Origin of the sequence: Leptolyngbya sp. FACHB-261, from assembly GCF_014696065.1 — a bacterium.
Taxonomy (GTDB): domain Bacteria; phylum Cyanobacteriota; class Cyanobacteriia; order FACHB-261; family FACHB-261; genus FACHB-261.
The window spans coordinates 201,993-225,516 of sequence record NZ_JACJPL010000018.1; the positions used below are offsets into that span (position 1 = coordinate 201,993).

The following is a 23,524-nucleotide window of genomic DNA, read 5'->3' on the forward strand; positions in this document are numbered from 1 at the left end:
ACTGCGTTGTTATGACGCTTAACCGCTCCTTGCTCTGGTGTTAGACCAAGAGATTCTTGGCAGCAGTTTTCTCAGCTACCTCGTTGCAATCCGGAACAAGATCAGTCCAAACCAGGGGTTGAGAATTCAAGTTGTTTCGGCTGTTATGCAATGAAGGGATACTTACCATATTGAGCCAGAGCGGAATGATAATTTATGTATCTCTTGGTAGAAATGCTGGGAGTAAGTTTGGCTACTCATTGAGCGGCAATTCCTCAAAAAAACTGAGCCTGAGATTGTTGCAATCTCAGGCCACATAGCGCTTTAAATCTAAGCTCTAGGTCGGTTAGGGCCCCAGAAGTAAACGGGCGTCTCCCGGTCTAGGTTGGGGCGGACGATTCGGTTGGGAGCTAGAGCTTGAGCCATTTGCTGGGCCGGTAGTCCCACCTGTAGACGGGCCAGTAGAGGCAGCGCCAGCAGGGGAAATTGTACGCCCATCAGCTTGAGTAAAAATCTCAGTGAGGGTTTGGACCAGTTGGTTACGCTGAGCACGAGAGAGGCGACGAATAGCCGCACGATCCCCCTCCAGAGGATTACGTGTTAGGGTATCCGCGCCCGGATAGATATCCTCGTTAATCACCTCGTTACTGCCTAGATAGTCAGCTAAGGTCAGCTTCCAATCCAGACGGTAGTAGAGCGAGCGGCTCTTGCTGAGCTGGTGGTAGCGAATCAGCCGTTGAAGAAGCGTACTCCCTGCATCCCGTTGGGCTCCCGCAACACGGCTGTACTGGTCTTCACGCGGCAGCTGCGGAAGGGCCTGATAGGCTAAAGTAGCGGCCTCCTGAGCATTTAGGCGCTGTGCAGAGGCCGGTAGTTGAGCTAACACAACTAGGCTAATGACCAATACATAGACCGGCAGCAGAGCAGGCAGCCGGTCTATGGAGCGCAATGGGTTAATCACGAGAGGCAACACCACAAGGCAGTACCGCAGCCCAACCGCTATTCGCCAATAATCTCTGGTTGCGTCAACTCATCGGACATCTCAATGATCGCCCGCATCACTGGCTTCATCAGCGAATCATCCATGTCATCAAATTCTTCAAATCGGCGACGCTTCGCCCGATTAGCAACCTGAACTGTAATGCGGTAGCGATTGGAAGCCGCTCCAATTAAATCCTCGGCTCGACGCATGAGCTGAGCTGTGTCAATCGTGGTGCGCTTAGCCATAGTGCTTGTCAGGGCAGCTTGCCGAAAGGAAAAATCACGTTCCTGCCAAAGCAGGACTCCCTTGAGTGTATCAGCGACTCAAGGGGCGCTGCCAAGGCTGACCTTAGAATGCGCCTTCAGAGCAGCTGTTTTGGTACGGGTGTTCTCTAGCTTTGGATCACGGATTTTCTAAGTACCCCTATTGCATTAAGCTCTGCGAATAATTGTGTATCTCTGTGTTGTGAGGTTTTCATGCAAACTGCGCCCCGGACTGCCATTCCGACTTTTGCGGCCCACTCAGAAAGACAGGTGGTACCACGTAAGTTTGTGGTGCTGGGAGACAGTCTAGTTTACGGCTTCGGGGATCCCGAAGGGGGCGGTTGGGTGGAGCGCCTAAGGCGGAATTGGTCTTTGAAGCAAGGAGATGGTCCGGTTCTGTACAATCTGGGCGTGCGCGGCAACACGGTACGGGGAGTGGCTGAGCGCCTGGAAACGGAGTTTCGAAATCGCGGCGAACTGCGCAACCGCTGTCCCGATGCCATTTTGCTTTCGGTTGGTGTTAACGACTCTGCTCGTCTAGGCAGTGCTCAAGGTCGAAATTTCACACCACTGCTTCAATTTGAGCAAGAGCTAACAGAGTTACTACAACGAGCGACTGCTTTAGGACCGGTGCTGTTCGTCGGTATGGTGCCCGTAAACGAGAGCCGTATGCCATTTCTCGAAGCTTTTTACTTCAACCTTGAGGACCAGGAGCGATACCGACTCGCAACTCGTCGAGTTTGTGAGCGCTGGGGCGTTGCCTATCTGGACATATTTGAGCGCTGGCTAGCTCGGGGGCAGGACTGGTATGAGCCCCTGCTGCTGGAAGATGGCCTTCATCCCAATACGGCTGGACACCAAGCCTTATACCGGGAAATTCTAAACTGGGAGGCGCTGCAAGCCCAGCTCTAGCGATTGCTTAGGATTGCTTAGGTAATTTCTAAAAAATTGGCTTGCCCCTGGCCCGTCTAGCCCGAGAGGTGGAAGTCTTAAGTGTCAGTGTCAAGACAGAGCTAAGTTTTCCCCTATTGCTCCAGCCCTATTGCTCCAAGGTAAAGGCTTCTACCCCTGCACCCATCAGACCACTCACCTGAATAGCACTCACCTAAATGGGGGTGGTTCGAGGTGCTCTTGCCCATAATGGAGACTGCGCTGCACGCTTAGCTTCCTCTTCATGCCTGACTCTTCAGACCCCCATAGTCTTGACGACCTGCCTACCCTTCCTGCAACCGCAGAGGAAATGGCGGACCTTGATGCCGCCTTCGACTTTGACTCGCAGCCCAAGGAAGAAACTACTGCTCAGCCGGACCAGCGCAACTCAACTCAACTCACGCCACCGCCTCTAGTGCTGGTTGAGACGGCTTTTCTAGCCAGCACCTCGGGGATGCTCTGGCTGGTCAATTATTACTTCCCAATGGGGCCTCTGCTGCGCACTTTCTTTCCAGTACCCATTGCCTTGGCTTTTTTGCGTTGGGGCAGTCGGGCCTCGGTGATGACCACTGTCGTGACCGGGCTACTTCTCTCGGTACTGATGGGTCCAGATCGCAGCATTCGCTTTGTGATTCCCTACGGCCTACTAGGGGTACTACTGGGTCTGTTATGGAAGCGGCGGGCTAGTTGGTGGCTATCGATGGGGCTGGGCTCTGTAGTGGCAGCCTTTGGACTGTTCTTCAACATTGCGCTGCTTTCGGTGTTGTTGGGCGAGGATCTGTGGCTGTACCTAACCACACAGATTTCTGGGCTGGTCGATTGGTTATTCTTCAGGCTGGGGATCCTGGCGCAACCCTCCCTGCAAGCGATCCAGGTTGTTGCAGCGCTGATGGTTGTGATTAACGCGGTGCTCTACTTGTTTCTGGTGCATTTGGTGTCCTGGCTGATGCTAGAGCGCTTGGGCAACCCAATTCCTGACCCGCCGGATTGGCTGCGCTACTTACTGGCCTACGAGGAAGATACGCCTTAAGAAAACCAGCCTTAAGACAAACAGCCTTGAGGTAAACATCCTTGAGACAAATGTGATTCGCACTTATGCTCAGGTCGAACGGGCAGAAACTTGGCTGGCGCGCTACCGGGGCCAACAGCCAACCTTCGTCTGCGTATTAGGCTTTACGGCAACTGGCTTGATTCCGGGAATTTCAGCTGCCGGAGCTACCCCAGAGGCGCGCCGCTTCACTGCGGTGGCCGATGCTGAGTTTTTAGTCGATGGTCCTTCTGCCCAACCCCGTTACCCGTTGCCCCCCTTAGACGCCGGGGCTTCCCCTGTGTTGATCAGCCGCGCCGTAGTCACGGGTCAGGCTATCCCTGTCCTATTGTTTAATGCCGGATTGCCCGTATCGCCAGCAGTCGCCAGTATTGAACTCGATGGTCGTCCTGCCCAGTGCCTGAGCACTGGCCAAGCATTGCCGCTAGAACAGGTGCAAGCCTTATTTGAGCAGGGTCTGCACTGGGGCAATCAACTGGCTGATCGCGGCTACCTGATTATTGGAGAGTGCGTTGTGGGCGGCACTACAACAGCACTTGCAGTACTGACTGGACTGGGAATAGAAGCTCGCAATCGCGTTAACAGTTCTCACCCCACCTGCAACCACGAGCAAAAGTGGAGCCTGGTGCAACAGGGGCTAGCCCAATTGCGTGCCTCAGATCCCTCAGCTTTAGAAGCCTTAGATCCCTTGGCATTGGTTGCCGCTGTGGGCGATCCGATGCAGGTTGTAGTTGCAGGTATGACCTTAAGCGCTAGCCGCCACACAGGGGTTCTGTTAGCTGGCGGCACGCAAATGTTGGCTGTCTATGCCTTAGCCCGAGCTCTGGCTCAGCAGCAAAGCCTTGCTTGGCAGCCAGAACAAGTCGTTATAGGAACCACTCGCTGGGTTGCGGAAGACCCAACTGGTGACACGATAGGTTTAGCCAAGGCTGTGAATGATGTGCCCCTGCTCGCAACCTGCCTCAGTTTTGCTAACTCCCAATATCCACAATTGCGAGCTTATGAGCAGGGATTCGTTAAAGAGGGCGTAGGAGCAGGCGGTTTGGCGATTGCCTCATCGCTATACCAAGGCTGGGATCAGCATTACCTGCAAGACACAATCGAAGAGTTATTGAAGACTTGCCGAAAGATAGAGGTCGAGTAGGAAATAGTTCTTACTCAAGACATAAGCCTATTGGTTGGATTACCCATACTATTGGCGGAAGCTGGAGACGCAGAAAAACTCTTGAGAGTCGGTGAATAACCGCTCTGTTTTTCAGCGGCTATATCAATGATTTGAGTCTTTGGCGAGGGAAACACACCATGTTTGGGAGTTTAGAGATCACCTGGAAGCTAGCCAGTTTACAGTACTGGCTAGCGCAGGTTCCGGTAGATAATGGCGTTGTCAGGCCTGAGGATGCAGCATTAGTTTACTCGGGACCTCAGTTTTTTATTGCCTTAATTGCAGGCATAGTTTTAGCCTTTGCCTTGCAATTATTGCTGACCAATCTCTCAGTTGCTTTAGGAATCTCGGCATTAGGAAACCTGTCTCACTCTGACTCCTCTGATCATGATCATGACAGTTCTGGGAGTCTAGGTGGCACTATTAAAAAAGTCGGTTTGGCTGTTGGTCTTTGGACTTTAGTAACAGTCACACTTGCACTGTTTGTAGCCTGTCTATTAGCTGTCAAATTAAGCTTGATCGCCAGTGAAACCTTGGGAGCCATTGTTGGCTTGGTGATCTGGGCTGCCTATTTCATGCTGTTAATTGTGGTCAGTTCTTCCACTGTGGGCTCTTTAGTGGGCTCAGTGGTCAACACAGCCACCTCTACGTTTCAAGCTATTGTTGGCACTGCAGCTGCAGCCCTAGGTGGCAAAGCTGTTAATGACCAAGTGGTTTCTACAGCCGAGGCTGCTGCCGCTGCGGTGGGACGGCAATTGCGTACAGCTGTAGATCCGATCAGTATTCGCGAGAACTTGGAAGACTATCTGGCAACAGTACGTCGTCCAGAATTAGATATGCAATCGATTCGCGGCGACTTCGAAAGATTGCTTAGCGATGCAGACTTAAAAGCACCTGGGGTGCGCGAACGGCTTGGCAACATTAACCGTCAAACCTTTGTCGATCTGGTGCGCAGTCGCACTGATTTGTCCAAGCGGGATGTTGATAAGATTGCTGACCAATTAGAAGTCGTTTGGAGGCAAGTTGTAGGCCAGCAACCCAAGGCTGACTCAACTGCTGAATTGTTGGAATATCTGCGCTCAGCCAATGCTCAGCAGCTCAAATCTGATGAACTGAGCCGCAGGCTCGATCAGGTAGTGGCAGAGCTACGCAACAACAATAACAATCCCAGCAATGCCAAGCCAGATGAGCAAAAATCGGCTGGTTTGATTGAGCGGGCGATGCAATTCGGCACCAGCAGCCTCATGGGGATTGTCATGGGCCGCACAGATCTTTCTGACTTTGATGTCGAAAAGATCCTGGGTCAATTGCAAGTGCTACGCGGCAAAGTTTCTGATCAAGTCGGCGATAAAATTCCTGGTCTTTCCAGTGGTGGCACGGTTGCTGCCGATGTTGAGAATTACCTGGTCAATTCCTACTCTTGGAAACTAAATCGCGAGAGCGTTGAAGTTGACTTTCCCGAAGTTCTCTACGATCCGGAAGCAGATCCAGGAGCAGTTCGTGCCCAAATTGAGCGCCTCAACCGCAGGCGCTTTGTGGAACTGCTCAACCAGCGCGGTGATATGACTCCAGAGAGAGTCGCCAGTTTAGCTGACCAGTTAGAGGGACTGCGCACTTCAGTCCTAACTCGGGTGCAGGCTCAGGAGCTGGAACAACAGGCTACCGATCTACGCACCCAGGTTGAGCAATACCTCAGCACTGCCAATCGGACCGACCTGCTCACGCAAACCAGTGTTCAGCCCAGCTTCCGCGCTATTTTGAGCGACCCCAATGCTGAGTATGAGCAATTCACTGATCGCTTGCGTCAGTTTGACCGCAATACCCTAACGGCGGTACTGACCCGACGCAATGACCTCAGCCTGGATGAAGTCAACCAGGTGGCAAACTACCTAGAGGACACTCGCAATCAGGTGCTGCGCGAAGCTGAAGAAATTCACTTCCGCTCCAAGTCTGAAGCTGAAGCGTTGCGGATTCGAGTTGAATCTTACCTTCGCAACACGGGCAAGGACGAGCTGAGCCCTGATGGTATTAAGCGCGATGTGCAAAAGCTCTTAGAAGACCCTCAAGCCGGAGCCAGCGCCCTGCGCAGAAGGCTGTCCCAGTTTGACCGCAGTACTCTGGTGCAGTTGTTGAGCCAGCGTCAGGATCTCAGCGAGCAACAGATCAACCAAACCATTGACCAAGTTGAGTCGGTGCGGGACAACATTCTGCACGGACCGCAGAAATTGGCTGGCAAGGCTCAAGATCAAGTCGACCAGGTGACCAGTACCCTTGCTGAATACCTGCGCAACACTGGTAAGGACGCGCTAAACCCCGAAGGTATCCAGCGCGATCTGCAAACGCTGCTGCACGATCCCAAGCAAGGTGCCTCGGCTTTGCGTTCCCGCCTGTCTCAAGTTGATCGTGACACCCTGGTGAAGCTGCTCAGTCAACGGCAAGACCTCAGCGAAGACCAGGTCAATCAGATCATTGACCAGGTGCAATCAACGATTCGCAGCCTCGTGCGCGCACCTCGTCGTTTGGCTTCACGGGCTCAAAACCGAGTCATGGAGTTCGAATCAGAGCTCGAAAACTATCTACGCAACACCAACAAAGAAGAACTCAATCCCGAAGGTATCAAGCGTGACCTGCAATTACTGCTGAGCAATCCACGCGCTGGGGCTTACAACCTCGGGGAACGCCTAGGTAGCGTTGATCGCTCCACGGTTGTGTCACTTTTGTCGCAACGTAGCGACATGAGCGAAGAAGAAGCGAACCGCATCTTCGATCAAATTGAGTCTGTACGGACTCAGTTTGTGGAACAGGTCCGTTCGATTCAATCCAGAATTCAATCGGCGATTGATAGCGTCTTCGAGCGGATTCGGACTTATCTGAACTCGCTGGAGCGCCCAGAGCTGAACTATGACGGGATCAGACGGGATCTGCGTACCCTGTTTGATGATCCGCAGGCTGGCTTTGATGCTCTCCGGTCTCGTCTCAGCCAGGTTGATCGCGGCACTTTGGTCGCTCTGCTTAGCTCTCGCGAGGATATTTCCGAAGCGGATGCTAACCGCTTGATGGATCAGATTGAAGGAGCACGCACCAGTGTTCTCCAACGAGCTGAGCGCTTACAGCTTGAGACGCAGCAGCGGCTAGCAGATGTAAAGCGGCAGGCCCAGAAGCAAGCCGAGGAAACTCGTAAGGCGGCGGCCAGTGCAGCCTGGTGGCTGTTTGGTACAGCACTGGTTTCTGCTATCGCCTCAGCCGGGGCTGGGATTTTAGCCGCACGCTAAAGCCTCGCTAATTTTGGTTCCAGAAGAAGCCCCTCTTAGGAGGGGCTTTTTTTAGCGTTATTTGTTCAGCCTTTTCTGAGTCAGCCTGCTTTAACGGAAGTGTGACTTAAGAAGCCGAACCTGTTGAGTTGTTGCGCTTACTGGCAGAGAGTTTGCGCATGGCTAATAGCCCGGCGGCTAGAGCCCCCAGGGCGACAGTACTACCAGGCTCAGGGACTGAAGTTGCAGCCCTTTGGGTAAAGGTATAGGTGCCAGTCAAGGCATTATCACTGAGGGCAGTCCCATTAAAAGTGCCAGGTTCTGCATTCTCGAAGGAACCAGAGGTCCTCAGCAAGTCCCCAGCAGGATTAATGCCAACAAAATCTGCTCCCAACAGAATGCCATAGCCAAAAATTGCAGCTGGCAATTCTTCGCTACTACTCAAATCATCTTCCTTAGTCCAAGATGCTGTTCCCAACCGAAAACCAAATGTGGTTAGCGGAATGAAAGAATAATCGAACTCAGGTGACGGCAAATTTGAGTCGTCAAAGCTGAAGAAGCCGGTGATTGGATCTCCCGATTTCAGACCAAATTCCTGAAAGTCTCTATCGACCGTTCCATTAATCGTGTATTCAACAATAGCGGCCTGAGCAACAGGAGCTAAGCTCAATGTGCCTAGGGTAAGAACGGCTGCCCCTGCAATCTTGAGCGTCTGTTTCGTAATGGACATAACTGTTGCCTTTACTCAAAGAGTGACTGGTCAGCAGCAAGAACGCCCTGAAGTCTTCTGCAGCAATTCACCTAGTATCTATAAAGCTTTGTCAGGAGGAAAACATTTTTCAGTGAATCTACATCAAGTCGGCTCATTTTATGAAGTAGTTATGAACTTCTGACGTTGCTGCCAGCGGAAGGAGCTGGAGAGCTAATCTTCACCTCTCGGAATTTCCCTTAAAATCCAGTTCTTTAACTCGTCTTACTAATAAGCTGGAATTATCTTTGACGAATAGGAATCTCAATTGAGAATTCTGTACCCTGACTTGAATCCGAGCAACATTTCAACTCGCCGCCATGCTTTTTGACAACAATCTGATAGCTAATCGATAATCCCAAGCCTGTCCCTTTGCCCACAGGTTTAGTCGTAAAAAATGGATCAAATAAGTGCGCTTTCAGAGATTCAGCAATGCCTGGCCCATTGTTCCAAATTCGAATCGCTACACGCTCGCTACTGAGCTGTCTAGTTTGAATTCGAATGGTTGGGGTTAGGTCGTGCTGCTGCCATTGCTCGTTACCCAAAGCTTCATCTAGAGCATCAATGGCATTGGTCAAGAGGTTCATAAGTACTTGATTCAACTGACCTGGATAGCACTCAATAGTCGGCAATTCGCTATACTCTTTGACCATTCGAATACCAGGGTGACCTGCCCTTTCTTTCAAGCGGTGTTGTAGCAGCAGCAATGTATTGTCAATGCCCTGATGAATATCCACCGGTTTGCTCTCCGCCTCGTCGAGCCGGGAGAAGTTGCGCAAAGACAGCACGATTTCCCGAATTCGGCTGGCTCCCACTTCCATTGAGGAGAGCAGCTTAGGCAAATCTTCGAGCAGGAACTCCAGATCCATTTCTTGAATCGCCTGTTGCAGCTCAGGTGAGGGATTGGGATAGTGCGTTTGATAAAGCTCGATCAGCTTTAGCAGAGTCTGCATATAGTCTCGGGCAGGGCTGAGATTACTGTAGATAAAGCTGACCGGATTATTAATCTCATGCGCAACCCCAGCTACCATTTGCCCCAAACTGGACATCTTTTCACTCTGAATCAGGTGAGTTTGAGTTTGCTGCAACTGCTGGAGGGTTTCGTGGAGGTAGGCGTTTTTGTCCTGCAATTCTAAAGTACGTTGTTCTACTTTTAGCTCCAAGGTACGCGAGTATTCCTCTAGCTGATGGTGAGACAGTTGCAGTTGCTCGGTCATTTGATTAAATGCTCTTGCCAGAACACCCAGCTCGTCTTGGCGCTCAATTTGCACTGTTTGATTCCAGTGGCCTCTAGAAAGGGCTGTTGCCGCAGCGCTCAGTCGCAGGATCGGCTTCACTATCCAACGCGAGGTTAGTAAGCCTGAGACTAAGGCAACGAGAAGAGCACCGAAACACAACAGAACGGTGTAGCGTGTATTTTCATCGATCCGCTCCATGAAATCGGCTTCGGGCACCACCACCACGATCAGCCAATCCAGCCCACGCCCGTCGGTAAACGGGGTCACTTGTAGGAGTTGTCGGGCCCCTTCTAGCTCAAAGGCAGACTGCTGACTCTTACGAATTTTCGCAAAGCTACCAAAATGTTCCAGCAAATGCAGTGAAGTTGCTCGAATCAAACTGTCTTTGCTCTCAGCCGCCTGAATGCGTTCGGTTCCTTGCTCTGTAAGCACAAAAGGTTGTTGCAAAGTCGAACTGGCGACCAGCAAACCCGAACGTTCCATGATGAAGGTTTGGCCGGAGCGACCGATTTCTAAACTTCGCAAGAAGTCACCGATCCGAGCTAGGTTGAGATCGGCGGACATCACACCCAATAGTTTGCCCTGTTCGTCGTAGAGCGGCTGATTAGCTGAGAGCGCTACCGCTGGTTCGTTCCCCAGGTAGGTATAAACTTCTCCCCAGATGGGCATACCGGCCTTCACAGCAGCGGTGTACCAGGGCCGAACCCGAGCATCATAGTTGGGGGTAACTTCAATCAGCCGGGTCCGTTGCCCCTCTGCATTTGTGATGTAGGCAAAGATAGATGTCCCAGTTGAGCGGTCCCGAACGTTGACCGCTAATTGCCCATCAGCGCGACGCTCAACCCCAATGAATTCGCCCTGCTGATTGCCAAAACCAATGAAACCGACCGTATCGAATGAGCGCATTTGACGCCAGAAGTAAGCCTCCATAAGCGGAAAGCTTTGCGCTTGAAGCAAGCCAGCTTGAACTGCATCAATGTTGCTTTGGTTGATTTGGTGGGGAGTGGCAATGTAAGCCTGAAGGCGTTGCTGAATTCGGGCGCTAGTCTCACTGCGCAGTTGGGTAGTGACTTCATTGACGGCCTGTTGCCCGTTACGCAGGGCCAGCCAACCAGTCAAACCGACAGCAGCACAAATCTGAATGACAAAAGGCACCACCAGTACCACCCGCAGAGGCACTTCTCTCGTCCCCTGTGCAGCTCTATGAAGTACAGGTTTTAGGAACATCACGGCAACGGTTCTACAGCACAAGCAGGCGTAGGGAAGCGCTGACAGCAGACCGTTGCCCCTCGAAATTCAGGTTTGCTTGAGTGCTGGAATGGGCCGAGACTTACGTAGGGGATGGTTACTGTCCTCACCTCTACATACGTAACTCTCTAGGAAAACCCGCATGCTTAAGGTTTCAGCGCTCCAAAAACAGCACCAACCTCAGTACAGGCTAGTTATGCTCTATACAGAGGTGACCTTCGCGACAACTCAGCTTTAGCTAGATGGGCTTCTAGTTGGAGATGGGCTTCTGCTAGGAGATGGGATTTCAAGTGGAGACGGGCTTCTGCTAGGAGATGGACTTCTCGTGGGAGGCAGGAGCCTAGATGGAGATGGGCTTCTGCTAGGAGATGGGGTCTCAAGCGGAGATGGGCTTCTGGTGGGAGATGGACTTCTCGTGGAGGATGGGAGCCTAGCCGGAGATGGGCTTCTGGTGGGAGATGGACTTCTCGTGGGAGGCAGGACTCTAGCCGGAAATGGGCTTCTGCTGGGAGGCAGGACCCTAGCCGGAGACGGGCTGCGACCCGGAACAATCAATTCCTCTTCTAAATCTGCAAGGCGCTGTTGATTCAAGCGCACCAGACAACCTGTGCGTCTGGCTGAGGCCATGGCCCGTTCAGAGAATCTGGTGCTGCTGAAGTCGCAGGCGACATTGCGAAAGCGTAACCAAGCCTGATGGGAGTTGACTAGTTTTTGACGGCGAGCGGCGGGCAGGGTTCGTTGCAACTCTCGGTAAAGCTGGTCCAGCCTGCGATTGCTTGCTTCGTAGTCCCGTACTGCGCAGCGGCGCACATCTGCAATCGTTTGCGGGCTAGCACAGCCCACGGATAATCTGGGCACAGCTGGAGTAGCTGGTGGGATAGCTGGTGGTGTAGCTCTCTGTCCCAACGCATTTGGCATCAACAGGGCGAGTGAGCCGACGCTCAGTAATGTCAAAACCCCCGCTTTTCCCCAGTTCCAGCGCATACTCACCTCAACCAAACGGCTTCAACCAAACAGCTGAAAAATTCGTCATTGAGTTTATGAGTCTACACAAACTTACTCACCAACAGGCCCAAGGCTGCCAGATCACCTGGAGCTAGCTCATCTGGGATTGTTGAGCCCTTGCTGTAGCTCTCGAGTGCGTTGCTGGGTTACTTGGGTGAAGCAACTGGTTAGAGCAACAGGTTCAAATGTGCCGCCTTCGAATTCACTGCTGCTGAAGGCACAGGTTGCATCTCGATATTGAACCCAAGCTCGCTGTGCAACCGTCAATTTCTGACGCCGGGAAGCTGGAAGGCTAGCCATCAAGCGCTGATAAACCTGATTCAGGTTGCGATCTGCTGCCTGGTACTCCTGGCTCGTGCACGTTCGCATCTCCAGAGTGCTTTGAGGAGCAGCACAGTTCGGCTGCGCCGACTGTTGTCCCATTTGTTGTCCCGTTTGTTGTCCCATTGCGCCGGATGCCAGCGTTAGAGTTGAAATTGTACCCAGTAAAAGCGCAGCCCCAAGTCTCATCTGCTTGTCCTTCAACACAGTTTGGTCCTTACATCTACATAACTGAGCTTAATACGAGAGCATTAAATCTACACTCACCCGATTAGTGGTTTTATGAACTAGGAATTACAGTCTTCGAGTTTTATTGCGAACATAACTACTACTTTCTTCACTGATTTTTCTTCACTAATACTTTTTCTCAATCTTCATCTAAACTGGCGTGCGCTCGACCTAAGGGTAGAACAACTGTGAAACAGGTCTGCCCCAACGCACTTTCAACCTGAATACAGCCTCCCAAATGGGTCGTTAATTTCTGCACTAATGCTAGACCCAACCCAGTTCCTCCCTGCTGCCATCGGTCATTACTGGAAACTCGATAGAACTTTTCAAAAATGTGCGGCAGCTCTGACGCTGGGATCTCTGCTTCATTACAAATCTGGAAAATAGCGGTAGGAATTGGAGCTGATGCGACTCGAACGGTGAAGGTTATTTGACCACTCGGGGATGTGTATTTGCAAGCGTTGTTCAAGAGTTCTGTCAAAATACGCTCTAATCCACGCTGGTCTGTCATTAAAGGTGGCAGGTCAGAAACAAGGTCAAGATGCAGACTTTGTTGACGCTGGTGAATCCGAGACTGGAAGGGCTCTAGGAGGCTAGGCAACCAATCGGTTAGGTTTAGAAGAGACCAATCAGGCGAAGCAACGCCAGCTTCTAGGCGCTGCAAATCTAGCAGGTCGTTGATCAGATCAGTTTCCCGAGCACACTCATTCTTCAGAATTTGCAGATAGCGCTCACGCTTTTCCTCAACTTTGGAGGTTTTCAGCATGTGAATAGCCATCTTCATATTGGATAGAGGAGAACGCAATTCGTGAGAAACAGTGCTCAGAAAGTCATCCTTGAGCTGGTGCAATTTTTCAAGTTCTTTGACTTGAGCTTGGGAGGATTGATAAAGATTTGCTTGACGAAGAGCAATTGCGCACTGATTCGCAACCTGCCGGACCAAGCGCATCTCCAAATCGTTAAAGGTTTCCTCTGACTGCTTATGCAACCACAAGTCACCTAGCACGCCCTTGTCATCAACAATTGGACAAGCAAGCAGAGCTTCATGAACTTGATGCAGTTCTGGAATAGACCCACAGAATTGAAAACACTGCCCTTGCAAAAGCTGATGATAGATCTCAGGAAAGTCCGTCATAGCAATTACCCGCTTTTGACCCTGAGGTAATTGAATTTGCACAGACTCATAGTGGACCGTTGAAGTCCCGTAATCAGCGCTGTAGAGCGCAGCATCACAGTAGCAAACAGATAGCAAAAGGGCTAATTCCTGCACAACTGTTTGCAAAATTTGGCGCTCATCAAGGCTGTCTCGCACCTTGTCTGTAATCCGTTTGAGTAGTGCTTCGAAATCGAGGGACTGCTGCAATTGAGCAGTTCGCTCTTGCACCTGGTGTTCAAGTCCTGCATTGAGTTCTTGCACCTGCCGGTAGAGTTGCTGTAGTTCTGCTTCTGAGTGCTTCTGTTCGGTGATATCGCGCAGAATCACGACATACTCCTGGAAGTCTGAATTGAAGCGGTTGGAGACCGCAACTTCGAAGATACGGAGCTGTGAGTCTTGGGTAAGAAACTGTTCACTCCGCCTTGGCCAGTGCTCTGGCCTATCCTGCAAACTGGTTAGCAGTTCATTCAAACGCTCTCCCAACAGGTGAGCGCGACTCAAGCCGAGTAGAGACTCAGTTGATGGGTTCAGCTGACGAATCACACCATCACCGTCCAAGACAAGAATGGCGTCAAGGGCAATCTCAAAGAGGTGCTCAGCCTGTTTGCGTGCGGTAAGCATTGCAAGCACCTGTGGCAAGCTGGTCCAGCAAGCAATAGCAACCGCTAAAAAGGCTGTGAGCAAAAGCAGCACAATCAGCAGATTTGCAGAAGGTTGAGCAGAGATCGGCACTAACCAGGCTCGCATTACCCAGCCCAAAGTAAGAGCGCTGCAAACCAATCCCAGCAAGATGATGATTTGAACGGCAATAGAATCGTTGGCCTTGCCAAATCGCTGCTTCTGATAACGCTGGACCCACCAGTTAGATTGAAAGGGCGCAAATTTCAGGCGTTGAATAGCCCAATCTATCGCTAAAATCGCCAGGGGCCATAGCAATCCAACCAGCAAGGTCCAGCGCCAGGTCGCTCCTGCTACCACCAGGACCACAGCCTCTAACAGGAGACACCCCAAAGACCAATGGGGCCAGCGTACTTCTGGCTGCTGGCGCGAGAGCCATAGGGCCAACTGGACGATCATGATTGTCACAAAGTAGCTGGTGCCAGTTGCCACCAACAAGCTAGGTACGTCTCCCCAAGCCAGACACAGGAAACTGATCAAAAAGGTAAAAGCCAGGGCAGGTTCTAGAACCCCCGTCCGTGAGACGACTGCGAAGACGGGCGCAAGCTCACCATCCAGAGCAAACTGGTACAAAAAGCGAGGGCAGACTGCAACTGCAGTGGCACAGGCTAGCAGGAGACCAGCAGTCACTAAGAGCGTCACGAAGGCTGAGGCAGATTGACCCCAGAATGGCTGGGCTACTGCAACCAAGATCAAGAATGGATTGTTGCCTAGTTCTGGCCTTGTTGCTAATTGCATCAACACCCAAGAGCCTCCCAGAAAAACAACTGGGATTAGGCAGGCAGTGAGCAAGAGAAACCTTAAGGCGGCAGTGGGCTTCCGGCTTTCTCCAACAAAGACAGCAGAGGTGTCGCTGCAATAGTAGGTGGGGAGCGCCAGGAAAACCCAGTTAGCCCAGGAGTTGAAGCTGAAGCTAGGCCAATGGCTTGGCAGCAAACCCGGACTATCAGGTGAGAGCGCTAACCAGCCAACCCCTTGAACACAGAAGAGCAGCAGCGAGGCAATCGCCGGGAGCACCAAACATAAATGCAAGACCGACAGAGCTTTGGTGCCACTTAGAGCCACTACAAAGGCAATGGCTGTGAAGCCAATTTTCAAGGGCAACTCGGGACAGGGGAGCCCTAGCGGCTCAAGGTTCTCCTTGAGAAGGGCCGCAAAGACGATGGCACTCACTGCTGGCGTTGCGGCCCAGGTTAAGAAGTAGCCAATCGCAACGTAGCGTCTTAGCCACGGGTAGGGTTTCAGCAGACGGGCTACATAAGCAGGATTACCTCCGACTAGCTCCGGCCACTGCGAACCCAGGTGTTGCACCTGCAAGTTGTAGAGGACGCCTGAGATGGCTCCGAACAGCCAAACCCAAAGTGCTTGAGATCCCAGCGCAGCCTGCATGATGGGCGCAAGGGCAATCCAAGCAACCAGATTGGTCAGACTAAAACCCCAGGTTTCAAGAGCAGTGAGGCTACGGGGGAGGCGCGTTGCGGAGTCCTGATTGAGCATTGCCTCGTTTGCCCTGCTTTACATTTAGGTCTATTCAGATCTTTTACCTGATGGTTCTGGAGGCAGAGCCGCATATGCTGGCTCTCCTCTTGAGACCCATAGAGAGAGACCAACAGAGAAAGCCCACAGAGCATCCGGCCTGTGCGGCTCGCCATGATTCTAGCCCTGGCATTTTCTCGTCTTCTTTAGCTCAGCAGTCAGCACAATAGGCTGTACTGACAACTTCCTCCGCCTCAGTTGCCGAAGATAATGGCTTAGGTTTGCCTTAGTCTCCCAGGTCAAGCCCTGGGAGCGAACGCCCTAGTTTCCCCTGAAATTTGCTAGGAGCCCTTATTGCTACTTCCTGACTCTTGCCTGAAATGAAGTCAGAGCTAAGCAAGTAGGAACCAGCAAGCCCACCTCCTTCCAAAATTGATCCCCTTCTTTCAGGGGTAGGAGAAGGGGCCGGGGGATGAGGGCCTCTAGCCTTCCACACTGCATTAGCATTTCAGGCCGTAACAGTCACCGTATAGCCTGCATAAGATGTTGCTTATGCGACATCTGTCACCACTTAAACAGAACTTATGGATCCGAGTTCTGTGACAGTCACCCTAAATCGTGCATCAAATGATCTAAATCGCGTGACAGTCACAGCATAAGTGGAGCTTATAACTTCGAGTTGTGTGACGGTTACCGCTTGTTAAGCCAGAGTCTTCGCAGGCGTAGAAGTTATGTCTGTAAATCTGTTTCGGAGATCCCAGTTTCAGGAATTGCTACAACTCTTCGGGATTCAAGCCAAGCTCTCTGAGCTTGGCTGCCATACGATCCTGGCGTTGCCGCTCTTGCTCTCGCAGTTGCCGCTCTTGCTCCACCAGCTCTGTTCCCCACAGGAGCAGCTCACCTGGCGCATTCCACCAGCGCAACCAATAGCCAGTTCGCTCGGCCTTAGTGCCCTCCCGAAGTCCTAAGAACAGGTCAATCCCTTCTAGCCAATAGCGGCCCTGGGTATCCGGTATTTGCAGTTGATACCGGCCTAACCCAAGCTGATAGACCTCTAACTGCCCGGTTCTCGGCTCGAAGATCACGTAGTTGGGCACCTGCAAAATCTGCTCGTAGAAGAACCACTTGCCAGGTGGGTAGGTGGGCTTGCTGGAATATTCGCCGCCCTCAGTTTCTGACAGAAACTCCATCACAACGGCAGGCTTATCCCCTTCTAGATTGGGCGTGTAGCTACGACGGGGAGAGGATGAACTTGTGAGCAGTACCGAAGGCACGTAAACCCAATCTGGCGCTTTGATAATCAACTTGCCGTCTACTGTGGCGCATAAGCCAAAGTTGGTAGCAACTAGCGTCGTCTCGCGCAGCAAACCAGCCAGTTCTAAACTTTCAGTCAAAGCTGAGGCTAGAACGGGTTGATCGAGATTGTCCACGGGCTCGTCATCTAAACGAAAATCATCCGGCAGTTTTTCCCAGGCAATCGTATGACCGCTCAGAGTGATGGACATAGTGCCCTTCTGCCTTGCGCTTTAGAATTCCCTGCTGTCCAGCCTAGCTGATCTAGAACTTGCGCTTCAGGCCCCAACAACAACACTTTTGCCCGGTCTGGGTGTGGTATATCAATGGCGTCTCCCTTAACCGCGAGTTTGCCTTCATGTCGCTGAATATCCCCCGCCGCCAGTACGTCAGCAACTACGGTCCCACGGTTGGCGACCGGGTGCGGCTGGCTGATACTGAGCTGATCATCGAAGTCGAGCAGGATTTCACCACCTACGGCGAGGAAGTCAAGTTCGGTGGCGGCAAGACTATCCGGGATGGCATGGGCCAGAGCCCCACGGCGACTAGAGAAGAAGGGGCGGTTCTGGATCTAGTGATTACCAACGCCCTGATCTTGGACTGGTGGGGCATCGTCAAAGCTGACATCGGCATCCGCGATGGCAAAATCGCAGGCATCGGTAAAGCAGGTAACCCAAATATTCAGGATGGCGTCACACCGGGCATGGTCGTGGGCGCCAGCACTGAAGTGTTAGCAGGCGAGAACCTGATTGTCACCGCAGGCGGCATCGATACCCACGTTCACTTTATTTGCCCGCAACTGATCGAATTTGCGATCTCTTCCGGTCTGACCACACTGTTGGGTGGCGGCACTGGACCTGCTACGGGAACCAACGCCACCACCTGCACACCTGGAGCCTGGAATATCAGCAAAATGCTCCAGGCTGCCGAAGCCTTTCCGATTAACTTAGGCTTTTACGGCAAAGGTAACAGCGCCCTGCCTGCGCCACTCATGGAACAGGTCGAAGCGGGCGCTTGCGGCCTCAAGCTCCACGAAGACTGGGGCACCACCCCCAGTGCCATCGATACTTGCCTCAATGTCTGCGACGAGTACGACATTCAGGCTTCAATCCACACCGACACACTGAACGAGTCAGGCTTTGTAGAAGACACAATTGCAGCAATTGACGGACGCACGATTCACACCTTCCACACCGAGGGCGCAGGCGGTGGTCACGCGCCAGACATTATCCGTATTGCCGCTGAGCCCAATGTGCTGCCCAGCTCGACTAACCCAACCCGGCCCTACACAGTTAACACGATCGACGAGCACCTAGACATGCTGATGGTTTGCCACCACCTCAGCAAAAATGTGCCCGAAGATATCGCCTTTGCCGAGTCGCGCATTCGGCCTCAGACCATTGCCGCCGAAGATATCCTGCACGATTTGGGTGTGTTCTCAATTCTCTCCTCCGACTCGCAGGCGATGGGGCGAATCGGTGAGGTGATCATCCGCACCTGGCAAACCGCCGACAAAATGAAGCGTCAGCGGGGTCCGCTTTCAGAAGACTCCGACCGCAACGACAACTCCCGCGCCAAACGCTACATTGCTAAGTACACCATTTGTCCGGCAATTGCTCACGGCATTTCCCATGTTGTGGGTTCGATTGAGGTTGGTAAGCTTGCTGACTTGTGCCTGTGGAAACCAGCATTCTTTGGAGTCAAGCCAGAAATGGTGCTCAAGAGTGGCTTTATCGCCTGGTCGCAAATGGGGGATCCCAACGCCAGCATTCCCACCCCTCAGCCGGTTTGGCCGCGTCCGATGTTTGGGGCCTATGGTGGGGCTCAAACCAGTACTAGTGTTTTATTTATGTCCAAGGCTGCTGTAGAGCTAGATATTCCTGAAAAACTGGGTTTGAGCAAGCCCGTTTACGCGGTTGAGCGCTGCCGATCTGTGAGTAAAGCCGATCTCAAACTGAATACAGCAACGCCTCGGATTGAGGTCGATCCTGAAACCTACACCGTGAAAGCTGATGGTGAAGTGCTTACCTGCGAACCTGCTGAAGTTTTGCCTCTAGCGCAGCGTTATTTCCTGTTCTGAGCTAGCCATCTAACTCAATAACTAAGCTAATAAAAACCCAAGGGGAGCCCGTATTGAGGCTCCCCTTAGATCATTCAAGCTTGGGTTGGTTCAAGTCTGAGTTCATTCAAGCTCGGTCCAGTGCCAGTTCCGGCTAACGATCAAGACCGAGCTATCAGTTAGATCCCCAACACTTTCTTGGCACGGGCTAGATGATGTTTGCGATCGGGCAGACCGTTTCTACCACCATTGATCTTCTTGGTAATAGTGAGAATGTCATCCCTGTCGGCCCAGATATTAAGGCTACCGCCACGTTCCTTGGCACAAATCACATCCCAATACCAACCAGCGGAGCGTACCGCGAATTCGGGAGCCGCCATCAGCGTTGGATACTGAGTGAAATCGACCTTAAAGAAGCTGCCAGCCTTCACGTAGTTGGCGCGTCCAGTCATCTGGATCAGACCACGACCCTTGAACCGAACACCATCGCCACGCTTAGTATTGCCCAGGTCTCTTCTGCCTTCATAAGCTCGACCACTGGCAATTTCTTCCATGTAGTTGAAGGAGCCAGATTCATGAGCAATCTGAGCAATAAAGTGAGCCTGCCGCAGTTTGGTCGTGATGCCAAACTCTTTCATCGTTTGGTTAATTGCAGGCGTGAGTAGGTTAACTCTGGACAAGCGAGCGGTCGGTACAATTGCCTTCAACTGGGCTGCGGTGATGAATTGAACCTTGGCAGCCGGAGCCGGAACTACAATGCCCCCTGCCGGGAACAGACCAGCATAGGGCGGTCTCCCTTGGGGACGGGCAGGCAGTGAGGAGAGTTTCCGAATTAGATCATCCACAGTGCCATCTACGACCTGATAGGCAGGCGGCAAGGTCAGGAGCAAGTCATCAAGCATGTCACTGGCTTTACGCCGCCAGTTGCGGAGATTGTCGGGAGGCAGGATCCCCTCGTAAGGGTTGCGATTCGCAGGCTTGGGAGGCAGCTTCTTCAAGCTTCTAATGAGCCCATCGAGAACCACATCAATCGAAGTAAATTCCTTAGGCTTCAGAGGCAACATCAGGTCATCAACGCGTTGAGCCCCCTGCTGTCTCCAGCTTTTAATTTGTGATGCACTGATCTGTGTTGTGGTTGCCATAAATTCCTCTATAAGTTAGTGACCCTGTAACCTAACCATTCCCAACCGGAGGCAGAGAGCTCATAGTCCCGAAGTTGAGCGACTTCTTTCAGAATCGAAGGGTTGACTTCAGGAAGAGCTTCCAACTGGGAAGAAGCCACTGTCTAGTCTTACCCTCACCGCCATCGAACCAACCCAAGTTAACAACACTGGGAGCAGTTAACCGAGAGCTGCACTCTACTCGCTTTCAACGACTTCTCCAAATATTCCCCAGAGGATGAATTGGGATCCGTGTAGAACTGCAACAAGATTTACAAAACGTTAAAGCACTGAGTCAATGCTGGTCATGAATAAGGCTGGTCATGAATAATGAGATCTAGCAATCTTGCATAATTGTATTGAGTCATGACATCCTTCTTCTCACCTGATTGGGTTAACTGATTGGGTTAACTAATTGGGTTAACTGAATTAGGATCGGTACTCGCTGCCCTGTGTGACGTTAACTGCTTTGTTTAACTGTCTTTATCCTAAAGGTTCCATTCAAAAGAAACATCTGAAAAACGTCTTGAGCCTATCAACCAAAGAGAGCAGACTCTCCTGACTTTCGTTGACACAGTAAGTATGATTGCTTAAGACTTTAGTTGATAGGCAACTGAGTCGTGACGGGGCAATCGCAGCCCTCAGTTTTGACCTCAGACAAAACAGTTGAGGAGTCTAGGCCACCAGAGAGCAAAACGGCTGCCTTCACTTGCACAGCAGGAAGTTGAGTGTAGAAAGGTTAGCTAAAGCCTGAGCAACCACAATCGGCGCAGATCTCAGATCAGACTTTTACAATCCCCAATAGCGATTGCAGAAGTTGAGCTGGAACCTGCGCCGATCTGTCATGGACTAGAGCTGTACTCAGAGCTTGACTTAACTTAACTAGTGCCCTGATTGCTCGCTTGCCTGAATGGCTGAAGCGCTTTGCTGCTCCCACAGCTGACGAGCTTTTAAAGCATCTTGCTCACTCAGTTTGAAGATGACGACCCCTAGTGGCGGCAGACAAACATCTAGTGAGTGATAGTGGCCGTGATAAGCAATGCTTTCACTGTGTTTGCCACCATAGTTACCAACGTTGCTGCCTCCGTAATCAGCCGCATCACTATTGAGCAACTCTTGATAAAAACCGGGCTCTGGCACGCCGACTCGATAGTGGTCATGGAGGACTGGTGTGAAATTGCACACGACTACCACAAACTCATCCGAGCCTTTAGCCCGACGGATAAAGGAGATTATGCTGTTGCGATTGTCGTTGCACTCAATCCACTGGAAGCCATCGTAGGAGAAGTCATCTGTGTACAGCGCTGGCTGCGCTTTGTACATGTGGTTGACATCTCGAAGGAACTTCTGCAAGCCCTTGTGGGCTGGGTATTGCAGCAACCACCATTCCAGATCGCCCCAGACATTCCACTCACGCCACTGGCCGAATTCCATACCCATGAACAGGGTCTTCTTGCCGGGGTGGGTGAACATGTAGCCATACAGGCAGCGCATATTGGCAAACTTTTGCCACTCATCGCCAGGCATTTTGCCAGGCATGTTGCTCTTACCATGCACCACTTCATCGTGGGAGAGCGCCAACATAAAGTTCTCGCTCATGGCATACATGATGCTGAAGGTCACATGGGTATGACCAAACTGGCGGAACCAGGGATCCATGCTGAAGTAGTCCAGCATGTCATGCATCCAGCCCATGTTCCACTTGAGGTTGAACCCCAAGCCGCCTACATAGGTGGGCCAGGTAACCATCGGCCAGGACGTTGATTCTTCAGCAATCGAGAGCGTGCCAGGGAAGTAGCCGAAAATTATTGAGTTAGTTTGGCGCAGGAAATCAGCTGCTTCTAAGTTCTCGCGCCCGCCGTATTGGTTGGGCAACCATTCGCCAGGTTTGCGCTGGTAGTCCAGGTAGAGCATGGAGGCGACAGCATCGACCCGAATGCCGTCGATGTGGTACTTGTCAAACCAGAACAGGGCATTGGCCGCTAAGTAGTTGCGCACCTCATGGCGACCGTAGTTGAACACCAGGGTGCCCCACTCTTTGTGTTCGCCCTTACGGGAGTCGGCGTGCTCGTAGAGGTGAGTCCCATCAAACAGCGCCAGACCATGACCATCTTTGGGAAAATGCCCCGGCACCCAGTCCACTAGAACCCCAATGCCGTTTTGGTGACACTGGTCCACAAAGTACATGAAGTCTTGGGGGGTGCCGTAACGCGAGGTGCTGGCATAGTGCCCAATCACCTGATAACCCCAGGAGCCATCGAAGGGATGCTCAGCGACCGGCAGCAATTCGATGTGGGTAAAGCCCAGACCCTTGACGTAGGGGATCAAACGGTGGGCTAGTTCCCGATAGCTCAGGAAGCGCGCTCCGGGTTTGAGATCGGCAGCATAGACAACTGGCGCTTTCTCGCCCCGTTCGTCTAGAGGCGGCAGGTTGGCATCACCGTGCATCCAGGAACCGATGTGTACCTCATACACAGAGATCGGTTGCGTGAGCGGATCGGTATGCCGCCGTTGCTCCATCCAGTCGCTATCCGACCATTGATAAGTGCTCAGGTCAGTGACGATAGAAGCCGTTTTGGGCCGGATTTCCTGCTGGAAGCCATAGGGGTCAGATTTCTCGTAAATGTGACCCGCCTGGTTTTTGATCTCGTACTTGTAGGGCTCGCCCACGCCAATCTCAGGCACGAACAAATCCCAGATGCCGGTTGGTCCTTTTCGCATCTGGTGCTTGCGCCCATCCCAATGGTTAAAGTTACCTAGAATGCTGACGTTACGAGCATTGGGGGCCCATACGGCAAAGTAAACCCCCGGCACGCCGTTCAGCAGGGTGAGATGGGCCCCTAACTTCTCATAAATACGGTGATGATTGCCTTCGCCGAACAGATGCAGGTCCAGGTCGGTCAGCAAGGGCGAACGGAAGGCATAGGGATCATAAATTACCCGTTCGTGTCCGCCTTCAAAGACGCGCAACTGATAGTTGAGCAGTTCCTCGGTGTCCAGAACGCACTCAAAAAAGTGTGGGTTATGCACCGGATGCATCGGATAATCTTTGCGCTGCCCGGGATCGACCACTGCCGCCGCCTGAGCTCCTGGCAAGTAGGCCCGAATGACCCACCGTCGAGAGCCATTTTGCTCAATGGCGTGAGGACCAAGCACCTCAAAGGGATCATGGTGCTGGTTCCAGACAATCCGGTCAATCTGCTCTGGAGAGATAGTTTGAGGCGCTGTGACCTCAAGAATGGAGAGCGAAGGCATAGGCAAAGCTCAGAATCTGAGGGACAGGGATAAGCAAGTAGCGA

General features: G+C 52.1%; 15 protein-coding genes. 5 read left to right on the forward strand and 10 right to left on the reverse strand.

Annotation, left to right across the window (positions count from 1 at the left end; translation table 11 throughout):
- Window positions 1-325: 325 nt before the first annotated feature.
- Entirely contained in the window at window positions 326-940 is a 615-nt protein-coding gene (locus H6F94_RS10290; RefSeq protein ID WP_199320328.1) for a hypothetical protein, read from the reverse strand.
- A gap of 38 nt (window positions 941-978) precedes the next feature.
- Window positions 979-1,206, reverse strand: coding sequence for a DNA-directed RNA polymerase subunit omega (locus H6F94_RS10295; RefSeq protein ID WP_190802140.1), 228 nt, complete (start codon window positions 1,204-1,206; stop codon window positions 979-981).
- Window positions 1,207-1,437: 231 nt separating this feature from the next.
- Between H6F94_RS10295 and H6F94_RS10300 the strand changes: the two genes are divergently transcribed.
- From H6F94_RS10300 to H6F94_RS10315, 4 genes are all read left to right on the forward strand, one after another.
- Window positions 1,438-2,136: a GDSL-type esterase/lipase family protein gene (locus H6F94_RS10300; RefSeq protein WP_190802141.1), complete on the forward strand. Its 699-nt coding sequence runs from the start codon at window positions 1,438-1,440 to the stop codon at window positions 2,134-2,136.
- 262 nt (window positions 2,137-2,398) lie between these two features.
- Window positions 2,399-3,184, forward strand: a complete 786-nt coding sequence (locus H6F94_RS10305; RefSeq protein ID WP_190802142.1) for a DUF2232 domain-containing protein — start codon at window positions 2,399-2,401, stop codon at window positions 3,182-3,184.
- A 52-nt stretch (window positions 3,185-3,236) separates the two neighbouring features.
- Window positions 3,237-4,346, forward strand: a complete 1,110-nt coding sequence (gene cobT, locus H6F94_RS10310) for a nicotinate mononucleotide-dependent phosphoribosyltransferase CobT (RefSeq protein WP_190802143.1) — start codon at window positions 3,237-3,239, stop codon at window positions 4,344-4,346.
- Window positions 4,347-4,504: 158 nt separating this feature from the next.
- Window positions 4,505-7,636, forward strand: a complete 3,132-nt coding sequence (locus tag H6F94_RS10315) for an MFS transporter (protein ID WP_190802144.1) — start codon at window positions 4,505-4,507, stop codon at window positions 7,634-7,636.
- A gap of 106 nt (window positions 7,637-7,742) precedes the next feature.
- Here the strand turns inward: H6F94_RS10315 and H6F94_RS10320 are convergent, their stop codons facing one another.
- The 6 genes from H6F94_RS10320 to H6F94_RS10345 all read right to left on the reverse strand — a co-directional run bounded on the left by H6F94_RS10320 (window position 7,743) and on the right by H6F94_RS10345 (window position 17,218).
- On the reverse strand, window positions 7,743-8,345 hold the full coding sequence (locus H6F94_RS10320; protein WP_190802145.1) for a PEP-CTERM sorting domain-containing protein: 603 nt from the start codon (window positions 8,343-8,345) through the stop codon (window positions 7,743-7,745).
- A 260-nt stretch (window positions 8,346-8,605) separates the two neighbouring features.
- Window positions 8,606-10,780 carry an ATP-binding protein gene (locus tag H6F94_RS10325; RefSeq protein WP_190802146.1) on the reverse strand — a complete coding sequence of 725 codons (2,175 nt, stop codon included), beginning with the start codon at window positions 10,778-10,780 and terminating at the stop codon, window positions 8,606-8,608.
- 303 nt (window positions 10,781-11,083) lie between these two features.
- A complete protein-coding gene (locus tag H6F94_RS33555) occupies window positions 11,084-11,833 on the reverse strand; it encodes a lysozyme inhibitor LprI family protein (protein WP_190802147.1) in 750 nt (249 codons plus the stop codon).
- Window positions 11,834-11,950: 117 nt separating this feature from the next.
- Window positions 11,951-12,364: a lysozyme inhibitor LprI family protein gene (locus tag H6F94_RS10335; RefSeq protein WP_190802148.1), complete on the reverse strand. Its 414-nt coding sequence runs from the start codon at window positions 12,362-12,364 to the stop codon at window positions 11,951-11,953.
- Between the two features lie 178 nt (window positions 12,365-12,542).
- A complete protein-coding gene (locus tag H6F94_RS10340; RefSeq protein WP_190802149.1) occupies window positions 12,543-15,734 on the reverse strand; it encodes an ATP-binding protein in 3,192 nt (1,063 codons plus the stop codon).
- 752 nt (window positions 15,735-16,486) lie between these two features.
- Entirely contained in the window at window positions 16,487-17,218 is a 732-nt protein-coding gene (locus H6F94_RS10345; RefSeq protein ID WP_190802150.1) for a Uma2 family endonuclease, read from the reverse strand.
- Window positions 17,219-17,364: 146 nt separating this feature from the next.
- Between H6F94_RS10345 and ureC the strand changes: the two genes are divergently transcribed.
- A complete protein-coding gene (ureC, locus tag H6F94_RS10350; protein ID WP_190802431.1) occupies window positions 17,365-19,086 on the forward strand; it encodes an urease subunit alpha in 1,722 nt (573 codons plus the stop codon).
- Window positions 19,087-19,244: 158 nt separating this feature from the next.
- On the opposite strand, the gene H6F94_RS10355 is transcribed toward ureC, so the two are convergent.
- The gene (locus tag H6F94_RS10355) at window positions 19,245-20,207 is read right to left on the reverse strand and encodes a glycoside hydrolase family 19 protein (RefSeq protein ID WP_190802151.1); all 963 of its coding nucleotides are present in this window, start codon (window positions 20,205-20,207) and stop codon (window positions 19,245-19,247) included.
- A 900-nt stretch (window positions 20,208-21,107) separates the two neighbouring features.
- Window positions 21,108-23,480 carry a 1,4-alpha-glucan branching protein GlgB gene (gene glgB, locus H6F94_RS10360; RefSeq protein ID WP_190802152.1) on the reverse strand — a complete coding sequence of 791 codons (2,373 nt, stop codon included), beginning with the start codon at window positions 23,478-23,480 and terminating at the stop codon, window positions 21,108-21,110.
- Between the last annotated feature and the right edge of the window lie 44 nt (window positions 23,481-23,524).